Below are 21,666 nucleotides of genomic sequence, written 5' to 3'. Positions count from 1 at the left end.
GCTCGCGACGGCGGCAGCCGGCTGTGTCGGCGTGGCTGTTATCGGGCTCGTGCTGACGGTCGCACTGCGACGCGACCCCGATGGCGGCGAGCCGATGGTCGTGGCCGCGATCGAAAAACGCGCTGCCCCCGTCGCTTCGATTCCTGCTCCGGTCGATCCGGCCGCTGCCGCGCCACGCGGGACGGCCAGCGCCGCCCAGCTCGAGAACAGCGCGGGGGTGACCGTGGTGCGTGCCGGTGAAGAGGCGCCCGAGGCCATCGTCATCACCATTCCCGACGCCGCCGGCACGATCACGCTCGCAACGGCGCCCGACAATCGGCTGGTCGAGCGCTCGCGCTACGGCCTGCTGCCGAAAACGGGACCCGACGGCGCGACCCCTGCCAAGATCTATGCCCGCCCGCTCGGCACCGAGCCCATGGCGAAACCGGCGGGCCGGATCGCGCTGCTCGTCGGCGGCCTCGGCATCAGCCAGAGCGGCACGGCCGATGCCATCGCGAAGCTGCCTGCGCCTGTCTCGCTCGCCTTCGCACCCTACGGCACGGAGCTCGAACGCACCGTCCAGCGCGCCCGCAGCGAAGGCCACGAGGTCTTCCTGCAATTGCCGATGGAGCCCTTCGACTATCCCGACAACGATCCCGGTCCGCACACGCTGCTGACCGGCCCGAAGGCACCGGACAATATCGACAAGCTGCATTGGGCGCTCGGCCGCTTCACCGGCTATGTCGGCATCGTCAATTTCCTCGGCGGCCGCTTCACCGCGGACGAAAGCGCCCTCTCGCCTGTTCTGCGCGAGCTTGCCGGCCGCGGCCTGATGGTCGTCGACGACGGCTCCTCGGCACGCAGCCTGCTCGCCGGCTCGGCCGACCGCGCTCGCATCCCCTCTCTGAAGATCGACCGTATCATCGACGGCGTGACCCGCGCCGACGCGATCGACAAGGAGCTGGCCGCGCTCGAAAACCTCGCCCGCGAACAGGGCATCGTCGTCGCCGCCGCCAGCGCCCTGCCCGTCTCGATCGAGCGGATCAACCGCTGGGCGCAGTCGCTCGAAGCCAAGAAGATCGCGATCGTTCCCGTGAGCGCCGCCCGCGGCTTCCGCTCGCCCAAGAGCACCGGATCGATCAAGTCCACCGGATCGCTGCAATGACCGACACGGCCCCCGAAGGCTATCGCCCCTGCGTGGGCTTGGCCCTGTTCAACACGGAGGGCCTCGTCTTCGTCGGCCGTCGCGCCGACAAGACCAAGCGCGAGCATGTCGCGCCGGGTCATGCATGGCAGATGCCGCAAGGCGGCATCGACGAGGGCGAGACACCGCTGGAAGCCGCTCGCCGCGAGCTCGCCGAGGAAACCAACGTCACCTCGGTCGAGCTCCTCGGCGAGGCGCCGGGCTGGCTCTCCTACGACCTGCCCGTCGATATCGGCAAGGAAGCCTGGAAGGGCCGCTGGCGCGGCCAGGCGCAGAAATGGTTCGCCTTCCGCCTCACCGGCTCGGATGACGAGATCAACATTCTGACACCCACCGGTGGCCACAAGGCCGAGTTCGACGCCTGGCGCTGGGCCAGGCTCGACGAGACGCCGGAACTGATCATCCCTTTCAAGCAGGGCGTCTACCGGCAGGTCGTCCGGCATTTCGCCCCGTTCGCGAGCGGAGCCGTCAGGAAGGGCTGAGCCTGCGTCAGCCCATCGTGTAGACCACCCGCACGATCCAGTAGCACTGGTAGAGGATATGCACGCTGGCGAGCGCGATATGCACGCTGCGCCGCGCCGAGAGATAAGCCACGAGACACAAAGCCAGCCCGATCGGCACCTGCACGAGATAGTCGCCGCTGAGCTGGGTCCAGTGCTCGGTGCCCTTGATCAGGGTATCGACCACGTCGAGCAGGAAGGCGGCCGCCAGCAGACCGAAGAACCAGCGCCGGCGCCGGATGAAGAAATCCTCATAGCCGGCATATTCGGCGATGTTGTCCGGGAAGAGCAGCGCCGAGATCAGATAGAGCACGACGGCGTAGCCGATCAGGAAGAGATAGACGCCGAAGCTCCAGGCCGGGATTCGCGACAGTCCGAACTCCCACCACCAGAACAGCACGAGCTCGAGCAGGATCGAACCGACCCAGAGCATGTGGAGCAGCGAGACGCGGTGGCGGCCGGGATGCTGGATGAAGCCGGCGAGACCGGCCAGCATCCGCGTGATGCCCAGGCCGATGACCATGCCGAGCACGATGCGGATATGGGTGAAGAGTTCGTGCGGCGAGACGGTCTCCATGCCCCGTGCTTAGAACATCGACCGCGCCGCTGGCCACCGATTTCAGGAGGCTGACGCGGCGGCCACGCTTCTTCCGCAGCAGCAAGGAGTTCGGGGATTGACCGGGAAAGCCGCTGCTATCGCTTCAGACCGTCAGCTTGCCAGTCGCGCACGCGAACGCTAAAGCGCTTGTCACGAGGTAACGTCCTCGATCCCGTCACGGGATACAGAATGTCCGGGAACGGCCCGGCCCTTTTTCCTTCGGGCCGGCTGATGACGACATCCTCGACCAGCACGATCAACGCAGCGCCGCTGATCCGGTGGTTCATCTCCTCTGCGACCATGACGGTTCCGCAGGCGGCGGGACCGGTCGCCTTCGCGCTGGTCGCTCTGGCGCTCACCGGCGACACCAGCTCCGGCGCGGCCATGATCCTGTCGATGACGCTCGCTCAGGTGATCGGCGCCATCCCGATCACGCGCTCGGGCCGAGGCTTCCCGCCCACGACGTTCCTGCGGCTGCTGGTGGTCTTCAGGGCGATCGCGCTCGGGACGCTCGCCCTGCTCGCGCATTATGCAGCCCCCGTCATCTGGCTGGTTGCGGCGTCGGCACTGGCGGGACTGGTGAATGGCGCGGCCGCCGGATATCTGCGGACGATCCTCAACGAGCTCGCACCGGCGTCGAAGCTTCCCCGCGCGCTCGGGATCGCGGCGACGCTCAACGAGACCACATTCGTCCTGGCGCCCGTGGCGGCCTCCGGGCTGGGCACCATCTCGCCCGTCTTCGCGGTGCTGGCCATCGCGGTTCTCGGGGTGATCCCCGCACTCTTGCTTCCGACCGTACGGCCCGGAGCCTCTCCCGACGACGTGCATGCTCCGGACGCGTCGATCATCAGCCCACCGATCCTGCTTTGGCTCATGTGCGCGGCGGCAGGCGGAGCGACGGTGGCCGCGTTGGAGATCGGCGCCGTCGCGCTGGCCCTGCATTTCGGCTACGCGCCGACATTGGCCATCCTGTTCACCGTCCCGCTCTGTGTCGCTTCGGTTGCGGGTGGCATCTGGGTCAGCATCCGGAACCGCATGGCGAGCCGTCGGGCCGTCCTGATCCAGTTGGCGATCATGACGTCGGGAGCAATCCTGGCGGCGCTTCAGATTTCGATGATCGTGACCGTCATCGGCGCCGTCCTGATCGGTGCGGTCCTCGCGCCGCTCGGCACCTATTATTCCCTCGTCCTCGACACGCTCGCACCACCGAAGAGACGTGCGGAAGTCTTCGCCTTGCTGCGGACGGCGAATGCGGTCGGCGTGATCGTGGTGAGCGGGGTGATGACGGCGCTTTCGCTCTCGACGTCGCTGATCGTCGTCAGTTGCATGATGGCAACCGTCGTGATCGTCGTCGGCACCCTGTCGCGCCGGTCCTGAGCGGTGCCATCGCGGCAGCGCTGCCAGCAGTATCGCGGATGTTGGCCGCTATCCGTTGCTTAGAATGGCGTCCCGGAAGGGATTCGAACCCCTGACCTACGGTTTAGGAAACCGTTGCTCTATCCTGCTGAGCTACCGGGACGCACGAAACTCCGTGTAGCATAATCGCGATGCGGGTGAAGTCCATTCTTGCCATCGTCACATGCGCCGCCCTGCCGATCGCGCCGGCATGGGCCGCGTCCGGCTGCGCGCCCGATTCGGAAACCTCCACGACGGTGCAGCTTTCCGGGCTCGATCCTGCCGGCGACCCGGTTCTGGGCGATGGCCGCCGCTTGCGGCTCGTCGGCCTCGCGCCGCGCCAGAGCGCCGAGGAGGTCTCCCGCTTCGACGCAGCGCTGCGCGGCTTCCTCGGCCGCCCGCTCGGCCTCGTCATCGCCGGAGAACCCGACCGCTGGGGCCGCCTGCCCGCGCGCCTGCTGGTCCCGCCCGCATCACCGGCCGTAGCTACGCAGGATCTCGCGCAATTGTTGCTGCGGCAGGGAGCCGCCCTGCCCATGCCTGAATCCGGCGCATCCACATGCGAGACGCCGCAGAACGAGCCCGTTCAGAAAACGGTAACATCTCGCCCGCAAGTTTCGCCCCAGGCGGCGGTCGATGGCCATGATCTCGCCGCGGTAAAGGCGCAGGAGGGGCGATACGTCATGCTGGAAGGCCGGATCGCCTCGGTCGGCGAGCGCTCCCAGCGGACCTATCTGAATTTCTCCCGCCGCCCCAAGGAGGCTGCCTCGATCGCCCTGTCGCGCAGCCTCTGGCGCGAACTCAAGAGTGCCGGCTGGACCGCGAGCCATCTCGGCGGTAAACGGCTGCGCGCCTATGGTGTCCTGTCCGGGCGCGATGGCCTCCTGCTGGAGGTTTCATCCCGGACCGCGCTGGAACTGATCGACTGAGGATATGCAGCAGCTCCCGCGAGCATCGCTTTCGCGACTTTCGAAGCGGCTGGCAGCCATCGCGCTGCCGGGTTTGCTGCTCGTCGGCTGCCTCGGCGATCAAAGTCCGATCCTGCCGGCAAGCTCCACCTCCGAGAACGAGATCGCGCCGCGCATCAGCACGGTCCAGCGCGCCTCCGACCAGGAACACCAGCGCCTGCTCGCAGCCTTCGGCGGCGAGTACCGTGCGGCGCGGGCCCGCGCCGCCCTCGACGAGGTCGTGCAGCGCCTCGCCAAGGCCGGTGAAGGCCAGATCGGCCATTACGAGATCACCATCCTGAACTCGCCGTTGGTCAACGCCTTCGCGCTGCCCAATGGCCGGCTCTATGTCACGCGCGGCCTGCTCGCCTTGGCCAACGATACCTCGGAAATCGCGTCCGTGCTGGCGCATGAGATCGCCCATGTCACGGCGCAGCACGCCGTCGAGCGCGCCGAGAAGGAAGCGGAATCCGCGCTGGTCAGCCAGGTCGTCTCGCAGGTGTTGAAAGACCCGACCCGCGGCGCGGCCGTGAGCGCCGGCTCGAAGCTCTCGCTCGCCAAGTTTTCGCGCCAGCAGGAACTCACCGCCGACCAGATCAGCGTCCGCAACATCTCGCGCGCCGGCTACGATCCCTATGGAGCCAGCCGCTTCCTTGCCACGCTCGGCCGCAACACCGCCTTCCGCAACAGCGGCCAGAACCAGAGCGCCGACGACAAGCGGCTCGACATCCTCTCCAGCCATCCGCAGACGCCGGAGCGCATCGCCGCCGTCACCGCCGCCGCCCGCCAGATCGGCGCGCCCGGCATCGGCGAGCGCGATGCCAATCGCTGGCTCAATGCGATCGAGGGCCTGGCCTATGGCGACGACCCGCGCGACGGCGTCGTCCGGGGCCGTCGATACATCAACAGCGCGCTGCGCATCGGCTTCAGCGCGCCGGACGGCTTCAGCCTGGAAGCCGCGCAGGACATGGTCATCGGCGTCAGCGCCAATGGCACGCAGGCCCTGCGCTTCGATTCCGTCACGCTGAAGAGCGGCCAGACGCTGGAATCCTATGTCTCCGCCGGCTGGATCGAAGGTGTCGAGACCACCGGCATCGAGAAGAGCGAGATCGCCGGCCAGCCTGCCGTCCGCGCCAATGGCCGCGGCACCGACTGGACCTTCAGACTTGCCGCCGTGCAGATCGGCGAGCGGGTCTACCGCTTCATCCTGGCCGCGCGCGGCGGCAGCGACCCGGAGCGGCAGATGCGCAGCGTCACTGACAGCTTCCGGGTGATGACGCCGGCCGAGGCGCAGGCCGTCCGGCCCATGCAGATCCGGCTGGTCGCAGCCGAAGCCGGTGACAGCGTCGCCAGCATGGCCGAGCGCATGCCCGAGCAGGATCGGCCGGGCGAGCTCTTCCAGCTCCTCAACGGGCTCGACCGCAACGCCTCGCTGACGCCCGGCCAGCGTTACAAAGTCGTCGCCGAGTAGTCCTGCCTTTCACAAGGCCGCGAGTCCGTCTCACGCCCCTCCTTCATCGCTCGCGCCCCGCGCTATGATCGCGGAAAGCCACGACCAGGGGAGGCACGCATGGCGCTCGATCGCCGGATCGTCGAACTCTATGACGAATACACGCATAAGCCGCTCGACCGCCGCGTCTTCATGAACCGGCTCCTCGCCATCGCCGGTACCGCGGCGGCGGCCGAAGCCGCACTCGCCCTGCTGGAGCCCAACTACGCCCACGCCCAGCAGGTCGCGCCGGACGATGCCCGCATCACCGCGAGCCGGTTCGATCAGGCCGTCGATGGCGTCGCGCTGAAGGGCTATCTCGTCACGCCCAAGGCGGAGGCGAAGCGCGGCGGCGTCCTTGTCATCCACGAGAACCGCGGTCTCAATCCGCATATCGAGGACATCACCCGCCGCATGGCGCTGGAGGGCTTCACCGCGCTCGGGCTCGATTTCCTGACCCCGCTCGGCAGCACACCGAGCGATCCGGACGCCGCCCGCGCGCTCTTCCCGCAGCTTTCCGTCGAGACGGTCGTCACCCAGGGCCGCACGGCGCTGAAATACCTGGCCGCGCGCCCGGATGCGACCGGGCGCACCGGCGCAGTCGGCTTCTGCTGGGGCGGCGGCTCGGTCAACGATCTCGCGGTCTCCGTCCCCGAGCTCGCGGCCGGCGTCGTCTTCTACGGGCGCTCGCCGGATCTCGCCAAGGTGCCGCAGATCAAGGCCCGCCTGCTGATCCAGCAGGCCTCGCGCGACACCCGCCTCGTGCAGATGCTGCCGGATTACGAGAAGGCGCTGAAGGCCGCCAATGTCCAGTACGAGGCGATCGTCTATCCCGATGTCGACCATGCCTTCATGAACGACACCAGCGCCGAGCGCTACAACGCGGCTACGGCCAAGCAGGCCTGGGCGAAGACGGTGGCTTTCCTCAAGGCGGGAACGGGAACGGCCTGAGGAAAAAGGCGTCATTCTCCGAGCTTGACCCAACAAAAAACCCGGCGGTCGCCCGCCGGGTTTCTCGAAACGATAGAGGGGCGAAACCGCTCAGGCGGCCTCTTCCGCCAGATCGTCGTTGTCGCCTTCCATGTCCGCCTCGGCTTCAGCCTCGGCCTTGCCGGCACGGCGCGGCGACTTGGCGAGCTGGCCCTCGATCTTCTTGAGCGCCTCGGTCTCGGTGACGTCGTCGACGACAGCGATCTCGCGGGTCATGCGGTCGAGGGCAGCCTCATAGAGCTGGCGCTCGGAATAGGACTGCTCGGGCTGGGCCTCGGAACGGTAGAGATCGCGCACGACCTCGGCGATGGCGACGAGATCGCCGGAATTGATCTTGGCTTCGTATTCCTGAGCACGGCGCGACCACATGGTGCGCTTAACGCGGGCGCGGCCGGTGAGCGTGGTCAGCGCCTTGGCGACGGAGTCGGCATCGGCGAGCTTGCGCAGGCCGACGCTGGCAGCCTTGGCGGTGGGGACACGCAACGTCATCTTGTCTTTGGCGAAGCTGACAACGAACAGTTCCAGCTTGAAACCCGCGACTTCCTGCTCTTCGATCGCCGTGATCTGACCGACACCATGGGACGGATAGACGACGTACTCGCCCGTCTTGAAACCCTGGCGCACAACAGCTTTCTTCGCAGTGGACATGCCGTTACGACTCCTGACCGGCCCGCTCGACGCGAGCACGTGATGATCTGGTCCCCGGCCGGCCGGCAGGAGACTTTCCGCCTGATGCGACGCTGTGAAAACGCACCGCCTCACGCTCCCTAGTCGATTGTTTCATTGGGCCCCGGCGAGAACGACAATCAAAGCCCGGCGTCGAAGCCGGCCTTTCATGGTCTTTGATCTCTGGGGGCGCCCCGATTGCTGGAATCTCGCAGGGGCATGCGGAACGACTTCGACTAAGGCTAGCTTGTAGCACAAAAAACACGCCGAATCAAAGGTAAACGCCGGACGGCGCTCCCCTGCGGCGGCATGGCGAGGTCGTGGTTAATGCAGCGCGGCCGGAAAAGACCGGCCTGAATCAATCGCCTTCGCCCGGTTCCGGCGAGAGCATCTCGAGCTTGCCGGCCACCCCGTCGAACGCCTTGGCATCGGCCGGCGGGTCCTTCTTCTGGGTGATGTTGGGCCAGCTTGCGGCGAACTTGCCGTTGAGCTGAAGCCAGCTTTCGAGGCCGGGCTCGGTGTCGGGCTTGATCGCCTCGGCCGGGCATTCCGGCTCGCAGACGCCGCAATCGATGCACTCGTCGGGATGGATGACGAGCATGTTCTCGCCTTCATAGAAGCAGTCGACCGGGCAGACCTCGACGCAATCCATGTACTTGCACTTGATGCAGTTCTCGGTGACCACATAGGTCATGGGTCGGCCCTTCCAACACTTCTAAACAGCCCCATAAACCCTTGCCCGGCGCAGGTTTCAAGGTCGTTTTCGTGATCTCTTGCAGAACGATCTGTCATTCGGGAGGCGCCGTGGAGAAGATTTCATTCCCCGGCCCGCTTGCGGCGCCCGTCGGCTGACAGGGCGCGGATTTAATCCCCGTCCCCGGCCTCCGCAAGCGACGCATCGCCGCTGCCACCGTCGAGCCGCTCGTAGAGCTGCTGGGCGACCGTGAAGGAGCCGCGCCTCTCGGCGAAGCCGAGGACCCTGATCACGATGGTCGCGTGCGGCAAGGCGAGCGTCAGTACAGCCCCGAGCTTGATGCCCTGAGCCGGGTTATCGCATCGGCGGCCCTCGACACGAACATGACCGTCCTCCACCAGGCGCACGGCCATCGGGCGGTTGCGGGCGAAGCGCGCGAACCAGAGCCATTTGTCGAGGCGCTGACGATCGTCCTGCAAACGGCCCGCTCCTCCCTGAAGCATTTTCAAACGAAGTCGGCACCGGTTCGCGTGAAGAACCGAAGGTCCGCGTCAGCGAACATGCGATAACACGAGGAGCTGTTGCCATTCCGCGGTTCGGAGAAACGCGGAATGGCAACAGCGTCAGTTCTTGCTGCCTTCGAGCTGGGCCTTGAGGGCCGCGAGCTTGGCGAAGGGCGAATCCGGGTCCGGCTCGCGATTGGCCGGGCGCGGACGCGGCGCCTGCTGGAAGCGCTCGGCTCCACCCCGCTCGTCGCGGCGCGGACCGCCCGGGCGGCCATCGCGCTTGAAATCGGGACGCGGACCACGATTGCCCTCGGGGCGATCCTGGCGCTGCGGCCGATCGTCGCGACGCGGTCGCTCGTCCTGCCGCGGACGCGGATCCTGGCGCGGCGCCGGAGCGCCCTCGCCGGCGGCAGCCGCCGGCCGGTTGTCTGGCCGTCCATCGCGACGTGGACCACCGGGGCGGCCTTCGCGCTGCGGCCGGTCGCCGCCACGACGCTCGCCACCTTCGCGGCGCTCGCCGCCCTCGCGGCGGCCACGCGGATTGCCATGCTCGGGACGGCGCCCGCCCTGATGGCGATGCGGCCGCCAGACCTCGATCAACTCGGGCTCGGCAGGTGCGGCCTCGGCAGCAGGAGCTTCCTCGGCAACGGTTTCAACGGACGTCGCCTCCTCGGCAGCGGCAGCCGGGAGCGCGACCATGGCGTCGGCAGGCACGGGCTCGCGCGCCGCATCCAGTTCCGCCTCGGTCAGGATCGGCGTATCCGCCGTCTCAACGGCCGGCGCCTCGACGACGACAGTCTCGCCCTCAGTCAGACCATCCGCGTTGAGCGCGACCGCAGGCTCGCTTGGGCCTTCCGCAGCAGTGGTGGCCTCGACGGCTTCATCCTCTGCCGGAGCGGCCTCCGCCTCAGCAGCCACGACCGGCTGTGCCGGCTCGGTCGCGGCCGGGGGCGGCGCCAGCGGCACGGTGATCGCCGGTCCCGGGCGCTTGACCGAGACATAGCCGAGCGAACGCAGGATCGAAGCGAAATCCTCGCCCGCGCAGCCGACGAGCGAGGTCATCGCGCCGGTGGCGACGAAGCCGTCCTGATCGGCGGCGCCAACCGGCGGCGTGCCCTGCGTGACGCCGGGACGATAGGCGATCGCTGGGCGGATGAGATCGGCGAGGCGTTCGAGGATGTCGACGCGCACGGCCCGCTCGCCGCAGACGCGGTAGCCGGCGGCGCGGTAGAGCCCCTTCGGCACGGCCTTGTCGACCGGGAAGGAGGTCCGGCCGGACGCTGCGAGATGGGCGATGTCGTCGAGCCCGGCCGTCTCAGGCCCGCCATGCTTCAGCGCCCAGAGCTGGGCGGCGAGCGCCCGCGGCGCGGGCTTCAGCAGCGCGGGCATGTAGATGTGGAAAGCGCCGAAACGGATGCCGAGCTGACGCAGCGCGGCACGGCCTTCCTGATCGAGCGCCTTCATCTCTTCGCCGACCTTGGAGCGTTCGAGCACGCCGAGCGCCTCGGCCGCCTGATAGGCGATGCCGCGCGCGATGCCGGTGACGTTCTCGGCCGCTTCGAGAATCTGCACGGCGCCGAGCAGCTTGGTGATGTGATTCTTCAGCCAAAGATTGAGCCGGCCCTCGACCTGCTCGCGCGCCGGGCCATTGAGATGCTCTTCCACGAGCAGGCGCAGGCGCGGCTCCAGAACCTTCTCGCCGGCCGTCAGGCGCGCCACCGGCTCGCCGGTCCAGCGCACCAGCCCGTCATGCGACAGCACGAAGGCATCGTCGCCCGCGAGCACGACGCGCGCTGCACGGGCCTCGATCTCGGAGCCGAGCGCCTTCATCGCCGCCAGGTTCAGGGCCTTGACCTCGGAACCGCCGGCCTTTGGATCCGCCGTGAAGCGGAAGCCCTGCAGCATCCCCACATGCTGGCCCTCGACGAGCACGTCGCCCGTCGCGGTGACCTCAGCCTCCAACATCGCATTCTCCCGCAAGCGGCGCATCAACACGCTGGTGCGCCGATCGACAAATCTATGGGTCAGCCGCTCGTGCAGAGCGTCTGACAGCTTGTCCTCTACAAGACGAGCCATGCCCTGCCAATGCTCTGGATCAGGCAACCAGTCAGGACGGTTCGCGACATAGGTCCAGGTCCGGACCTGCGCGATCCGCGCCGAGAGCGTATCGATCTCGCCATCGGTGCGGTCGAGCGCGGCAAGCTGCGCCTGATACCAGTCGCTGTCGAGCCGGCCATGACGCATCAATCGCAGATACAGGGTCGTCGCGAGATCGGCATGCTGCATCGGCGATATCTTGCGATAATCCGGCAGCCCGCAGACCTCCCAGAGCCGCTCCACCGCGGCGCGTCCCTGCGCGAGCTTCGCGATATCCGGGTCCCGCGCCAGTACTTCCAGCGTCGTCATGTCCTCGGCGATCAGCGCCCGCGTCAGCCCCTGCTCGGATGGCTGAAGGTTCAACGTGTCCAGCAGGCCGCCGACCGAACGCAGGTCGAGATCGGAATTGCGCCACTGCATCTGGCGGATCGGCTCGAAGCGGTGATTCTCGATCGACTCGACCAGCTCGGCGTCGAAAGGCGGGCAGCGCCCGCTGGTGCCGAAAGTACCGTCGCGCAGATGCCGCCCGGCGCGCCCGGCGATCTGGCCGAACTCGGCCGGGTTGAGCTTGCGGTAATGGTGCCCGTCGAACTTCTTGTCGGCGGCGAAGGCGATGTGGTTGACGTCGAGATTGAGCCCCATGCCGATCGCGTCGGTGGCGACGAGATAATCGACATCGCCGGACTGGTAGATCTCGACCTGCGCGTTGCGCGTGCGTGGCGAAAGCGCCCCCAGCACCACGGCCGCCCCGCCCTTCTGCCGGCGGATCAGCTCGGCGATCGCATAGACCTCCTCGACCGAGAAGGCGACGATGGCCGAGCGCGGCGCGAGGCGCGTGATCTTGCGGTCACCGGCGAAGGTGAGTTGCGACAGACGCGGACGGGTGACGACATTCACGCCCGGCATGAGTTGCTCGATCAGCGGCTTCATCGTCGCGGCGCCGATCAGCATGGTTTCGGCCCGGCCGCGCCGGTTCAGCAGACGATCGGTGAAGACATGGCCGCGGTCGAGATCGGAAGCGAGCTGGATCTCGTCGATCGCGACGAAATCGACCGCGAGGTCGCGCGGCATGGCCTCGACCGTGCAGACCCAGAAGCGCGGCCGCTCCGGCTTGATCTTCTCCTCGCCGGTGACGAGGGCGACGGATTGCGGCCCGACTTTGTCGACGACGCGCTGGTAGACTTCGCGCGCGAGCAGGCGGAGCGGCAAGCCGATCATCCCGGTGGGATGGGCGATCATGCGCTCGATGGCGAGATGGGTCTTGCCGGTATTGGTCGGGCCCAGCACGGCCGTGACGCTATTGGCGCGGGCGGCGGGCGGCAGCGAACGAAAAGGAAGCAAGGCGAAAGAGCCGATCATCTCGCCCGCCCATGCGGGCGGGAGCGTGGACGGGGTTGATGCAGGTTTTAGAAGCCGACCATGCAAGAACGAGTCTGGAACGAAGCGGGGCCGAATCGCTGACTCCGGCAGAATCGGGTTTTGTTCCCTTTTCGGTGTCCGTTCCCCGGCGGCATGGGCCATGTCGTCATCGCGGCCTCCCGATTGGCGTGGCCAGGCAGTGCTCAACGCCACCCGGCAGAAACCCTATTTAAGCCTTTTCACCCCGGAGACGAGGGGCAAAGCAGATTTCCGACCTGCCGCACCGCTCAATGACGGAGTTGGTCGCAATGCCGATGATCGGCCAACGCCTCGATGATGGCGCAATCACAAGCCGCGACACCGCCCGAGCAGGTGGTCGCGATCCGCTCCAGCTCCTTCTCCAGCGAGCGCAGTTTCGCGATCTTGTCGCGGACCTCGTCGAGATGAGCGACCGAGATCGCATGCGCCTCGTCGCAGGCCATGCCGGTCGTGTCGGAAAGCTTCAATAATGTACGGATGTTCTCGACCGCGAAGCCAAGATCGCGCGCATGCTTGATGAAGGCGAGCCGCTCGGCATGACGCCGGCCATAGCGGCGCTGGTTACCCTCGGAACGCTCAGGCGGCGGCAGGAGCCCGACCTGCTCGTAATAACGGATGGTCTCGACCTTCACCCCGGTGCGATCGGCGAGCGCACCGATGGGCATCACGCGTTCGAGTTTGCCGGCAGCAGTCATGACAGCCTCCAAGAGCTATAGCTTCTGGAGCTTTAGATAGGAGAGCAGCATACCCTCGGCAAGTGATGAAACGCGGGGAGCTGGAGCTGCGTTGCGTTTGGCGACGTGCCGCCCGCGATCAGGCAACGCCCATCGCCAAGAGGTCGTGGACATGGACGAGTCCGGCCGGGCGGTCTTCGCCGTCGACCACGATCAACGCCGTGATCCGGCTGCGGTTGACCAGCTCCAGCGCCTCGACCGCGAGCGTATCGAGACCGACGCGGCGCGGATTTGCCGACATGATGTCGCGCGCCCGGAGCGAGATGCCGCCGCCCATCGCCGTCTTGCGGCGCAGGTCGCCGTCCGTGACGACGCCGGCGAGCTTGCCATCCAGGTCCATGACCACGGCACAGCCGAAACCCTTGTCCGAGATCATCGCGATGACATCGGGCAGCAGCGTGTCGAGCCCGATCAGCGGCAGGTCGGCGCCGCGATGCATGATGCTCTCGACGGTCTTGAGCTGGGCGCCAAGCTTGCCGCCGGGGTGGTAGACGAAGAAGTCCTGCCGCGAGAAGCCGCGTGCTTCCAGCAGCGCCACGGCCAGCGCATCGCCAAGCGCCATCTGCATCGTCGTCGAGGTCGTCGGCGCGAGCCCGTTCGGACAGGCCTCCGTCGCCTTGGGCAGGACCAGCGCGATATCCGCTTCCTTGCCCAGCGTGCTCTCGGCATTGGCGGTGATCGCGATCAGCCCGACACGGAAGCGGCGGGTATAGCCGACGAGCGCGGCAAGCTCGACCGCCTCGCCGGACCAGGACAAGGCAATCACCACATCCTCAGGCCGGACCATGCCGAGATCGCCATGGCTCGCTTCGGCGGGATGGACGAAATGCGCGGGCGTGCCGGTCGAAGCCAGCGTCGCCGTGAGCTTGCGTCCGACATGGCCGGACTTGCCCATGCCGGAGACGATCACACGCCCGTTCGAGGCGCGGATCATCGCGATCGCCTCGGCGAAAGGCCCGCCCAATCCATTCGCCAGCGCGTCGTGGAGCGCGTCGAGCCCGGCGCGCTCGGTGGCGATGGTGCGGAGGGCGGAGTCGCGGATATCGGCTGTCATGGCCGGCGCTGTAGCACGGCGACGCCGGCCATTTCCACCATCTGCCGACACGCCCAGACAGCGTTGACGGCTCCTTAACCCTGTTCGTTCTAACTCCATTAACCAAGCGCGCCATCGACGCGCCCCGCCCTCTGGAGCCCTGCGACGCCCGTGTCCGGCCGCGTGACGACCCTGCTTCTGTCCGGCACGGCCCTGGCCGGGCTCGCGCTCGCCCATACGGCAGCGCAGGCGCAGCAGATGCCGCGCGGCAATCTCAGGACCGGCACGCCGGCTTACGTTGCCCAGCAGCCCGCGGCCCCGCAGCCAGCCCTCACACCGGCCACCGCCGAGCCGGAAGCTGTTCGCGATCCGGCGGGCATGATCCAGCGTCAGGGCTCGGCCGTCTCGGGACGCCAGCCTCCCCGCGCCAGCCAGTCCATTCAGGCGCCGGCGCTTCGCGGCGTCACCCAGCGCCAGTTCCGGCCGCCGCAACCCGCCGTCACCGTGCTGCCGCCGCCTCCCCCTCCCGCTCCGCCGCCGCCCCGGCGTCGCCCGGCGAGCGAGGAAGACCCTTACGCCGCGCTCGGCATCCGGATCGGCTCGATAACCTTGCGCCCGGCGATCACCAACTCGATCGGCTACGACACCAATCCGCAACGCACATCGACACCTGGAGCAAAGGGTTCAGCCTATAGCCGGCACGAGGGCGAGCTGGCGATCCAGTCCGACTGGAACGTCCATGAGCTCAAGGGTCAGTTGCGCGGCGGCTATCTCGAATTCTTCCGCGCCAAGGACGCTTCGCGCCCCGATGCCGAGGGCAATCTCGACCTGCGGCTCGATGCGACGCGCGACACCCGCATCCTCCTGGAATCACGGGTCAAGCTCGACACGCAGCGCCCGGGCTCACCCGACTTGAGCGCCGCCGTCACCGGCCGCCCGCAGATCTACCAGTATGGCGCCTCCGCCGGCGTCACCCACGACATCAACCGGTTGCAACTGACGCTGCGCGGCTCGGTCGACCGCAGCGACTACGAGGATGCCCGCCTGTCGAACGGCGCGGTGCTCTCGCAGAAAGACCGCAACATGACGCAGTACGGCCTGCGTCTGCGCGCCGCTTATGAGGTCACGCCCGGCTTCAAACCCTTCGTCCAGGCCGAGATCGACCAGCGCGATTTCGACGAGAAGAGCGATTCCAGCGGTTATATGCGTTCCTCGAACGGCGTGACCGGGCGGATCGGCTCGACCTTCGAGATCAGCCAGCAGCTCACCGGCGAGGTCTCGGGCGGCTATCAGGACCGGAAATACGACGACACGCGCCTGAAGAACCTGCGCGGCTTCGTCGGCGATGCGGCGGTACTGTGGTCGCCGACGCCATTGACCACGGTGACGCTGCGCGGCGGCGCCGAGCTCGGCGACACCACGATCGCCGGCTCCTCGGGCACCACGGTGCGGCGCGCGACGCTGGAAGTGGCGCATGCCTTGCGCCGCAACCTCACCGTCACCGGCTTCACCAATTTCAGCCGCACCGAATATGACGGCCAGGGCCTGCGCGAGGACTACACCAATGTCGGCGCGCGGCTCGAATACAAGCTGACGCGTACCTTCGCCGTGCGCGCGAGTTTCACCCATGAGCGCCTGAACTCGACCGCGCAGGGCTCGGACTACACCGCGAATGTCTCGCTGGTGGGCTTGAGGGTGCAGTTCTAGGTCTTCGCCACACCACGACGGTCATCCCGGGCGCAGCGAAGCGAAGATCCGGGGTCCATGCCGGAACGGTTCAGGCGTGGATTCCGGATCGGCGCCGCTATCGCCGCTTGTCCGGGATGACCCGTGCTAGACGGCTATGGCGGCGGCAGTTCCCGCCCTCACTCCATCCCTTCCAGCTCGATGATCATGCCCTCGATCATCCGAAGGCCGATCTGCCAGAAGCCCGGGTCCTTCGCGTCGAGGCCGAAGGGCGCCAGCAATTCGCCATAAGGCTTGCTGCCACCGGCCGAGAGCAGCGCAAAATAGCGCTCCTGGAAGCCCTCGGCGGCGTTCTGGTAGACGCCGTAGAGCGAGTTCACCAGACAATCTCCGAAGGCATAGGCATAGACGTAGAAAGGCGAATGGATGAAGTGCGGGATGTAGCACCAATAGGGCTCATACCCTGCCGACAGCCGGATCGCCGGGCCGAGGCTCTCCGCCTGCACGCTCATCCAGATCTCGCAGAGCGCTTCCGGCGTCAGCTCGCCCTCGCGGCGGGCTTCATGGACCTTGCGCTCGAAGGTATAGAAGGCGATCTGGCGCACCACTGTGTTGATCATGTCTTCGACCTTGGCCGCCAGCATCGCCTTGCGCTGCTTCTTGTCATTGGTCGAGTCGAGCAGCTTGCGGAAGGTCAGCATCTCCCCGAAGACGCTCGCCGTCTCGGCCAGCGTCAGCGGCGTCGGCGCCATCAAGGCTCCGTTCGGCGCCGCCAGCACCTGATGCACGCCATGGCCGAGCTCATGCGCCAATGTCATCACGTCGCGCGGCTTGCCCTGGTAGTTCAGCAGCACATACGGATGCGCGGACGGCACCGTGGGGTGCGCGAAGGCACCCGGCGCCTTGCCCGGACGCGGCGGCGCGTCGATCCAGCGCTCGTCGAAGAAGCGCTTGGCGATCGCCGCCATCTCCGGCGAGAAGGCGCCATAGGCCGAGAGCACGGTCTCGCGCGCCTCGGTCCAGGGAATCGTGCGCTGCTCGACCTGAGGCAGCGGCGCGTTGCGATCCCAGAAGTCCAGCTCCTCGCGGCCGAACCACTTCGCCTTCAGCCGGTAATAGCGATGCGACAGGCGCGGATAGGCTTCGCGCACGGCAGCGACGAGAGCATCGACCACTTCTCGCTCGACCCGGTTGGCGAGATGCCGGGAATCCGCGACATCCTCGAATTTCCGCCAGCGGTCGGAGATTTCCTTGTCCTTGGCCAGCGTATTGGTGATCAGCGCGAAGATGCGGAGCTCCTTGCGGAACACCGTGCTCAGCGCTTCCGCCGCCTTGCGGCGCACTTCGCCATCGCTGTCCTGCAGCTTGTTGAGCGTGAGTTCGAGCGTCAGCTCCTCGCCATCGACGGTGAAGCGGAGCGAGGCGATTGTCTCGTCGAAGAGCCGGTTCCAGGCGGCAGAACCCGTCATCGACTTCTCGTGGAACAGCGCCTCGATCCGGTCGTCGAGTTGGTGCGGCTTGTCCTTGGCCAGGTCCTCCAGCCACGGCTTCCAGTGCGATAGCGGCGCCTGGGCAGCGACCTTCGCCAGCAGGTTCGGCTCGATCCGGTTCAGTTCGAGCTCGAAGAACAGGAGTTCGGTGATCGCGGCGTTCAGCTTGTCCTGCGTGTCGCCATAGAACTTGGCGCGCTGCGGATCGGTGGTGTCCCCGGAATAGACTAGGCCGGCATAGGCGCCGATCCGGCCGAGCAGATCGCTGAGGCCTTCATAGCTCTTCACCGCGGCCGCCAGCGTCTGGCTGCCGTCGGATGCTGCCGCGAGTTCCGCGAGCTTGCCGCGATAGCTGCCGGCCAGCGCCTGCGCTTCCACGAGGCCGCGTTCGAGATCGCCCTTGAACTCCGGTGATTCGGTGCCGGGATAAAGATGGGTCAGGTCCCATTCCGGCAGATCGTCGGTGGTCTGGACCGATTTTGCCGCCCCCGCCTTGGCGGCGGAACGCAGGACGGTGTCATGAAAACCCATTCGCTCGATACCTCTGCGAACTGAAACCAGCCCTATCCTTAGGCCGGCACAGGCCAAGCGATCAACGGCGGTCGCACCGCTGCCTTCGGCCGCAGCTTAAACCCCGCTTAACCCTTCTGGCCGACCATGCCCCAGAACGGAACAGGTGATTCCGCCTGCGTCCAAGATTTCTTTCATGTTGCACGGGCTTTCGAGGTGCCATGACCGACACCGTCCTCATCGTCGATGACGACCCCGTCCAGCGCCGCCTGCTCGACGCCATGCTGAAGCGCTTCGGCTATGATGTCGCCAGCGCCGAGAACGGCGATGCGGCACTGGCCCTGCTCGGAGTACCGGAGGGCGAGCGCTTCAGCGCGGTCGTGCTCGATCTCAACATGCCCGGTCTTGACGGCATGGGCGTGCTCGCGGCGTTGCGCGAACGCGGCATCGAGATTCCCGTCATCGTCCAGACCGCCAACGGCTCGATCGAGACCGTGGTCACTGCTATGCGAGCGGGCGCCGTCGATTTCGTGGTCAAGCCGGTCGGCGCCGAGCGTCTGCAGGTCTCGCTGCGCAATGCGCTGAAGCTCGGCGCGCTCGAACATGAACTGCGCCACATCAAGCGCCGCGCCTCGAACACGCTCGGCTTCCGCGACCTCGCGACCAAGAGTCCCGACATGGCCCGCGTCGTGCGCCTGGCCGAGCGTGCGGCGAAATCGAACATCCCGATCTTGATCGAGGGCGAGTCGGGCGTCGGCAAGGAGGTTTTGGCGCGCGCGATCCAGGGCTCCAGCGACCGCAAGGGCAAGCCTTTCGTCACCGTGAATTGCGGTGCGATCCCGCATAATCTCGTCGAATCCATCCTGTTCGGCCATGAGAAGGGCGCCTTCACCGGCGCGACCGAGCGCCATCTCGGCAAGTTCGTCGAGGCCAATGGCGGCACGCTCTTCCTTGACGAGGTCGGCGAATTGCCGCTCGATGCGCAGGTCAAGTTGCTGCGCGCCATTCAGGAGGGCGAGGTCGACCCCGTCGGCGGCAAGAAATCGGTGCGCGTCGACATCCGCCTGATCTCGGCCACCAACAAGAGCCTGCTCGACCAGGTGAAGCGCGGCGAGTTCCGCGAGGACCTCTACTACCGCCTCAACGTCTTCCCGATCACGCTGCCGCCCTTGCGCCAGCGCCGCGAGGACATCGCCGATCTCGCGCGTGGTTTCCTCGCCCGCTTCGCCGCCGAGGAGGGCCGCAAGCTTACCGGGCTCACCGCCGAGGCCGCGGCCCTGATCACCGGCTATGACTGGCCGGGCAATGTCCGCCAGCTCGAGAACGCGGTCTTCCGCGCCGTGGTCCTGGCTGATGGCCCCGAGCTCGACACCACCGAATTCCCGCAGATCGCCGCGCAGATGGACGGCTACGAGGTCCGCATTCCGCCGGCCCCTGCCCCGCTCGCACGCCCCGATGCGCAAGGCGAGCCGCCGCCGCGCATCATCCAGATGCCGGTGCGCGATCCCAACGCGCTCGATCTCGTCACTGGCTCCGACATGCGCAAGCTCGACGATCTCGAACGCGAGATCATCACCTTCGCGCTCGCGCATTACCGCGGCCACATGTCCGAGGTCTCGCGCAAGCTCGGCATCGGCCGTTCGACGCTCTACCGCAAGCTCAAGGATTACGGGCTGATCGAGAGCGAATCGAACGGCGATGAAACCGACGCGGCCTGAACCGCGACCAATCGAAATGAGGCGGTCTGTTGCGCCGCCGCATCTTGTCTCAACCAGCCGAGTCACGCAGGAATGGCGGGGTTCGGCAGCAATCGGGATAGCGACCATGCGTCCTCGCCAATGGGCGAAACTGACCTCGGCATCCGCCCTGGCCATCATCCTGGGATGCCTCCCGCTTAGCGCCGAGACCCCTCTCAACACCGATGCGACACTCGGCATCCCGCTGCCCGAGCAGCCGGAGCTCAGGCTGCCCGATGTGGCGCCGCAAGCTCCCGCCGCGCAGGCAGCGACCGCCGCTATCCCCTCCGCCGATGCCGAGATCGCCACAGGCACGGTGACGCCCGGCAGCCGCCCGCAGGACCCGACGAAGCAGGATGCAGCCGCCCCCCTCGACACCACCGAGGAAGCAGTCACGCTCGATATTCCCGCCGTCGAGATGCCGGCGGCCGACCCGGCCCTGACCCCTGTCGTCAAATCACCGGAACCGGTCGAGATCGCCCCGCAAGGCGGGCCGCTGCGCACCGTCGAGCCACTGGTGCCGTTGCCGGATGTGCCGAAGGTCGCCGTCGAATTGCCGCCGGGCTCCGAGTTCTCCGCCGCGATCGCCGCCGCCTTGCCCGAAGCCCTGATGCTGCGCCGCCTCGGCGAGCGCGAGCGCAACGAGATCGCCGCCGCCTACAAGGCCAATGAGAACCGCCCGTTCTGGGTTGGCGCCAAAGGCTGGAACGAGGCCGGCAAGCACATCGCGACGCAGCTCGGCCGTGCGGCCGAGGATGGCCTGCGCCCGAACGACTATGGCCTGCCCGCCTTCGAGGCGAGCGACAAGGCCAAGCTCGCCGAGGCCGATATCCGCCTCTCGGCCATCGCCGTGCTCTATGCCCGCGACGCGCGGGGCGGCCGGCTCAACCCGCGCCAGCTCTCGAAGCTGATCACTCCGACGCTCTACCTGCCCTCCGCGACCGAGGTGCTCTCGGAGCTTGCCGGTGCCAATGACGCCGGCGCCGTGCTCGCGGCCTACAATCCGCCGCATGAAGGCTATCGCCGCCTCAAGGCCAAGCTGGCGGAGATGCGCGAGCATCTCGACGACACGCCGCTGGTGCGCATCCCCGCCGGCCCGCCGCTCAAGCTCGGCATGCGTGACGAGCGCGTCCCGCTGGTGCGCGCCCGCCTCGGCCTGGGCCCGAGCGAAGAGCCCGTCTTCGACCGCTCAACCGCGCTGGCCCTGACCGATTTCCAGAAGAAAGCCGGCCTGCCCGCCAACGGCATCCTGAGCGAGCGCACGCTGGCCGCGCTCGGCAAACCCGCGAGTGCGCGCGGCGAGGAGGATATCGTCGCGCAGATGGAGCGCTGGCGCTGGCTGCCGCCCGACCTCGGCACCGACCATATCATCGCCAACATCCCGGAGATGCGCGTGCGCGTCATGCGCTCCGGCAAGGTCGTGTACGAGACCCGCGCCATCATCGGCAAGCCGGATTCGGCCACACCCATCTTCTCGCACAAGATGGACCACGTCGTCGTCAACCCGTCCTGGTACGTGCCGCCCTCGATCCTGAAGAAGGAGTTCCTGCCCGGTCTCGCGGCCGATCCGGAATATGCCGCCAAGCGCGGCTATGTCGTGACCCGGACCAAGGGCGGCGGCATCTCGGTGCGCCAGCCCCCGGGCGAGCGCAACGCGCTCGGCTGGATCAAGTTCATGTTCCCGAACGAGCATGCCGTCTACCTGCACGACACCCCGAATCGCCGCCTCTTCGCCGGAGAGCGCCGCGCGCTCAGCCATGGCTGCGTCCGCGTCGAGAATCCCTTCGCGCTGGCAGACCAGGTGCTCGGCCCGGAATGGTCGCATGAGCGACTGAAGCGCCTGATCGGCTCGGGCGAGCGCCGCATCAACCTGCCGCAGCCTCTGCCGATCCACCTCGTCTACAACACCATCGTTGTCGGCGATGACGGGCAGATCACCCGCTTCGACGATGTCTATGGTTTCCACAGGCTGGTCCGGCAGGCTCTGGAGCAGCAGGGCGGCTGAACGGGGCCC

The 21,666-nt window shown here is 67.2% G+C and carries 17 protein-coding genes and 1 tRNA gene; 9 read left to right on the top strand and 9 right to left on the bottom strand.

Annotation, left to right across the window (positions count from 1 at the left end; genetic code table 11):
* Nucleotides 1-31: 31 nt before the first annotated feature.
* Nucleotides 32-1,144, top strand: a complete 1,113-nt coding sequence (locus Q9235_RS14965) for a divergent polysaccharide deacetylase family protein (RefSeq protein ID WP_306222561.1) — start codon at nucleotides 32-34, stop codon at nucleotides 1,142-1,144.
* Nucleotides 1,141-1,665 (top strand): RNA pyrophosphohydrolase, encoded by a 525-nt coding sequence (locus tag Q9235_RS14960; protein WP_306222560.1) that lies wholly within the window; start codon nucleotides 1,141-1,143, stop codon nucleotides 1,663-1,665. The genes Q9235_RS14965 and Q9235_RS14960 overlap by 4 nt, the downstream gene beginning before the upstream one ends.
* Nucleotides 1,666-1,672: 7 nt before the next feature.
* Here the strand turns inward: Q9235_RS14960 and Q9235_RS14955 are convergent, their stop codons facing one another.
* Nucleotides 1,673-2,260, bottom strand: coding sequence for a hypothetical protein (locus Q9235_RS14955; protein WP_306222559.1), 588 nt, complete (start codon nucleotides 2,258-2,260; stop codon nucleotides 1,673-1,675).
* 252 nt (nucleotides 2,261-2,512) lie between these two features.
* Here Q9235_RS14955 and Q9235_RS14950 point away from each other — a divergent pair, with 252 nt between their 5' ends.
* Nucleotides 2,513-3,658, top strand: a complete 1,146-nt coding sequence (locus Q9235_RS14950; protein WP_306222558.1) for an MFS transporter — start codon at nucleotides 2,513-2,515, stop codon at nucleotides 3,656-3,658.
* A 65-nt stretch (nucleotides 3,659-3,723) separates the two neighbouring features.
* Here Q9235_RS14950 and Q9235_RS14945 read toward each other — a convergent pair.
* A tRNA-Arg gene (locus tag Q9235_RS14945) sits at nucleotides 3,724-3,800 on the bottom strand.
* Nucleotides 3,801-3,828: 28 nt separating this feature from the next.
* Here Q9235_RS14945 and Q9235_RS14940 point away from each other — a divergent pair.
* The 3 genes from Q9235_RS14940 (at nucleotide 3,829) to Q9235_RS14930 (ending at nucleotide 7,063) form a co-directional block, all read left to right on the top strand.
* Nucleotides 3,829-4,605, top strand: a complete 777-nt coding sequence (locus Q9235_RS14940; RefSeq protein WP_306222557.1) for a hypothetical protein — start codon at nucleotides 3,829-3,831, stop codon at nucleotides 4,603-4,605.
* Nucleotides 4,606-4,609: 4 nt separating this feature from the next.
* Nucleotides 4,610-6,094 (top strand): M48 family metalloprotease, encoded by a 1,485-nt coding sequence (locus tag Q9235_RS14935; RefSeq protein ID WP_306222556.1) that lies wholly within the window; start codon nucleotides 4,610-4,612, stop codon nucleotides 6,092-6,094.
* A gap of 99 nt (nucleotides 6,095-6,193) precedes the next feature.
* Nucleotides 6,194-7,063: a dienelactone hydrolase family protein gene (locus Q9235_RS14930; RefSeq protein ID WP_306222555.1), complete on the top strand. Its 870-nt coding sequence runs from the start codon at nucleotides 6,194-6,196 to the stop codon at nucleotides 7,061-7,063.
* Between the two features lie 90 nt (nucleotides 7,064-7,153).
* Here Q9235_RS14930 and Q9235_RS14925 read toward each other — a convergent pair whose 3' ends face one another.
* The 6 genes from Q9235_RS14925 to Q9235_RS14900 all read right to left on the bottom strand — a co-directional run bounded on the left by Q9235_RS14925 (nucleotide 7,154) and on the right by Q9235_RS14900 (nucleotide 14,251).
* On the bottom strand, nucleotides 7,154-7,750 hold the full coding sequence (locus Q9235_RS14925) for a CarD family transcriptional regulator (protein ID WP_306222554.1): 597 nt from the start codon (nucleotides 7,748-7,750) through the stop codon (nucleotides 7,154-7,156).
* Between the two features lie 376 nt (nucleotides 7,751-8,126).
* Nucleotides 8,127-8,462, bottom strand: coding sequence for a ferredoxin FdxA (fdxA, locus tag Q9235_RS14920; protein ID WP_265056525.1), 336 nt, complete (start codon nucleotides 8,460-8,462; stop codon nucleotides 8,127-8,129).
* A 170-nt stretch (nucleotides 8,463-8,632) separates the two neighbouring features.
* Complete coding sequence (locus Q9235_RS14915; protein WP_306222553.1) at nucleotides 8,633-8,941, bottom strand: RNA-binding S4 domain-containing protein; 309 nt, start codon at nucleotides 8,939-8,941, stop codon at nucleotides 8,633-8,635.
* A gap of 144 nt (nucleotides 8,942-9,085) precedes the next feature.
* Complete coding sequence (locus tag Q9235_RS14910; RefSeq protein WP_306222552.1) at nucleotides 9,086-12,424, bottom strand: helicase-related protein; 3,339 nt, start codon at nucleotides 12,422-12,424, stop codon at nucleotides 9,086-9,088.
* Nucleotides 12,425-12,711: 287 nt separating this feature from the next.
* Nucleotides 12,712-13,131, bottom strand: coding sequence for a MerR family transcriptional regulator (locus tag Q9235_RS14905; RefSeq protein WP_306228280.1), 420 nt, complete (start codon nucleotides 13,129-13,131; stop codon nucleotides 12,712-12,714).
* A 145-nt stretch (nucleotides 13,132-13,276) separates the two neighbouring features.
* Complete coding sequence (locus Q9235_RS14900; RefSeq protein ID WP_306222551.1) at nucleotides 13,277-14,251, bottom strand: KpsF/GutQ family sugar-phosphate isomerase; 975 nt, start codon at nucleotides 14,249-14,251, stop codon at nucleotides 13,277-13,279.
* A 150-nt stretch (nucleotides 14,252-14,401) separates the two neighbouring features.
* Between Q9235_RS14900 and Q9235_RS14895 the strand changes: the two genes are divergently transcribed.
* Nucleotides 14,402-15,937 (top strand): outer membrane beta-barrel protein, encoded by a 1,536-nt coding sequence (locus Q9235_RS14895; RefSeq protein ID WP_306222550.1) that lies wholly within the window; start codon nucleotides 14,402-14,404, stop codon nucleotides 15,935-15,937.
* 158 nt (nucleotides 15,938-16,095) lie between these two features.
* Here the strand turns inward: Q9235_RS14895 and Q9235_RS14890 are convergent, their stop codons facing one another.
* Nucleotides 16,096-17,937, bottom strand: a complete 1,842-nt coding sequence (locus Q9235_RS14890; RefSeq protein ID WP_306222549.1) for a M3 family oligoendopeptidase — start codon at nucleotides 17,935-17,937, stop codon at nucleotides 16,096-16,098.
* A gap of 200 nt (nucleotides 17,938-18,137) precedes the next feature.
* Between Q9235_RS14890 and Q9235_RS14885 the strand changes: the two genes are divergently transcribed.
* Together Q9235_RS14885 and Q9235_RS14880 are read left to right on the top strand one after the other, a co-directional pair.
* Entirely contained in the window at nucleotides 18,138-19,634 is a 1,497-nt protein-coding gene (locus Q9235_RS14885; protein ID WP_306222548.1) for a sigma-54-dependent transcriptional regulator, read from the top strand.
* Nucleotides 19,635-19,740: 106 nt separating this feature from the next.
* Nucleotides 19,741-21,657: a L,D-transpeptidase family protein gene (locus Q9235_RS14880; protein ID WP_306222547.1), complete on the top strand. Its 1,917-nt coding sequence runs from the start codon at nucleotides 19,741-19,743 to the stop codon at nucleotides 21,655-21,657.
* Nucleotides 21,658-21,666 lie beyond the last annotated feature (9 nt).

The sequence above is a fragment of the Bosea beijingensis genome, assembly GCF_030758975.1.
Taxonomy (GTDB): domain Bacteria; phylum Pseudomonadota; class Alphaproteobacteria; order Rhizobiales; family Beijerinckiaceae; genus Allobosea; species Allobosea beijingensis.
Note: the sequence above shows the minus strand (reverse complement) of the source record. Positions and strands in the feature narration are given on the sequence as shown.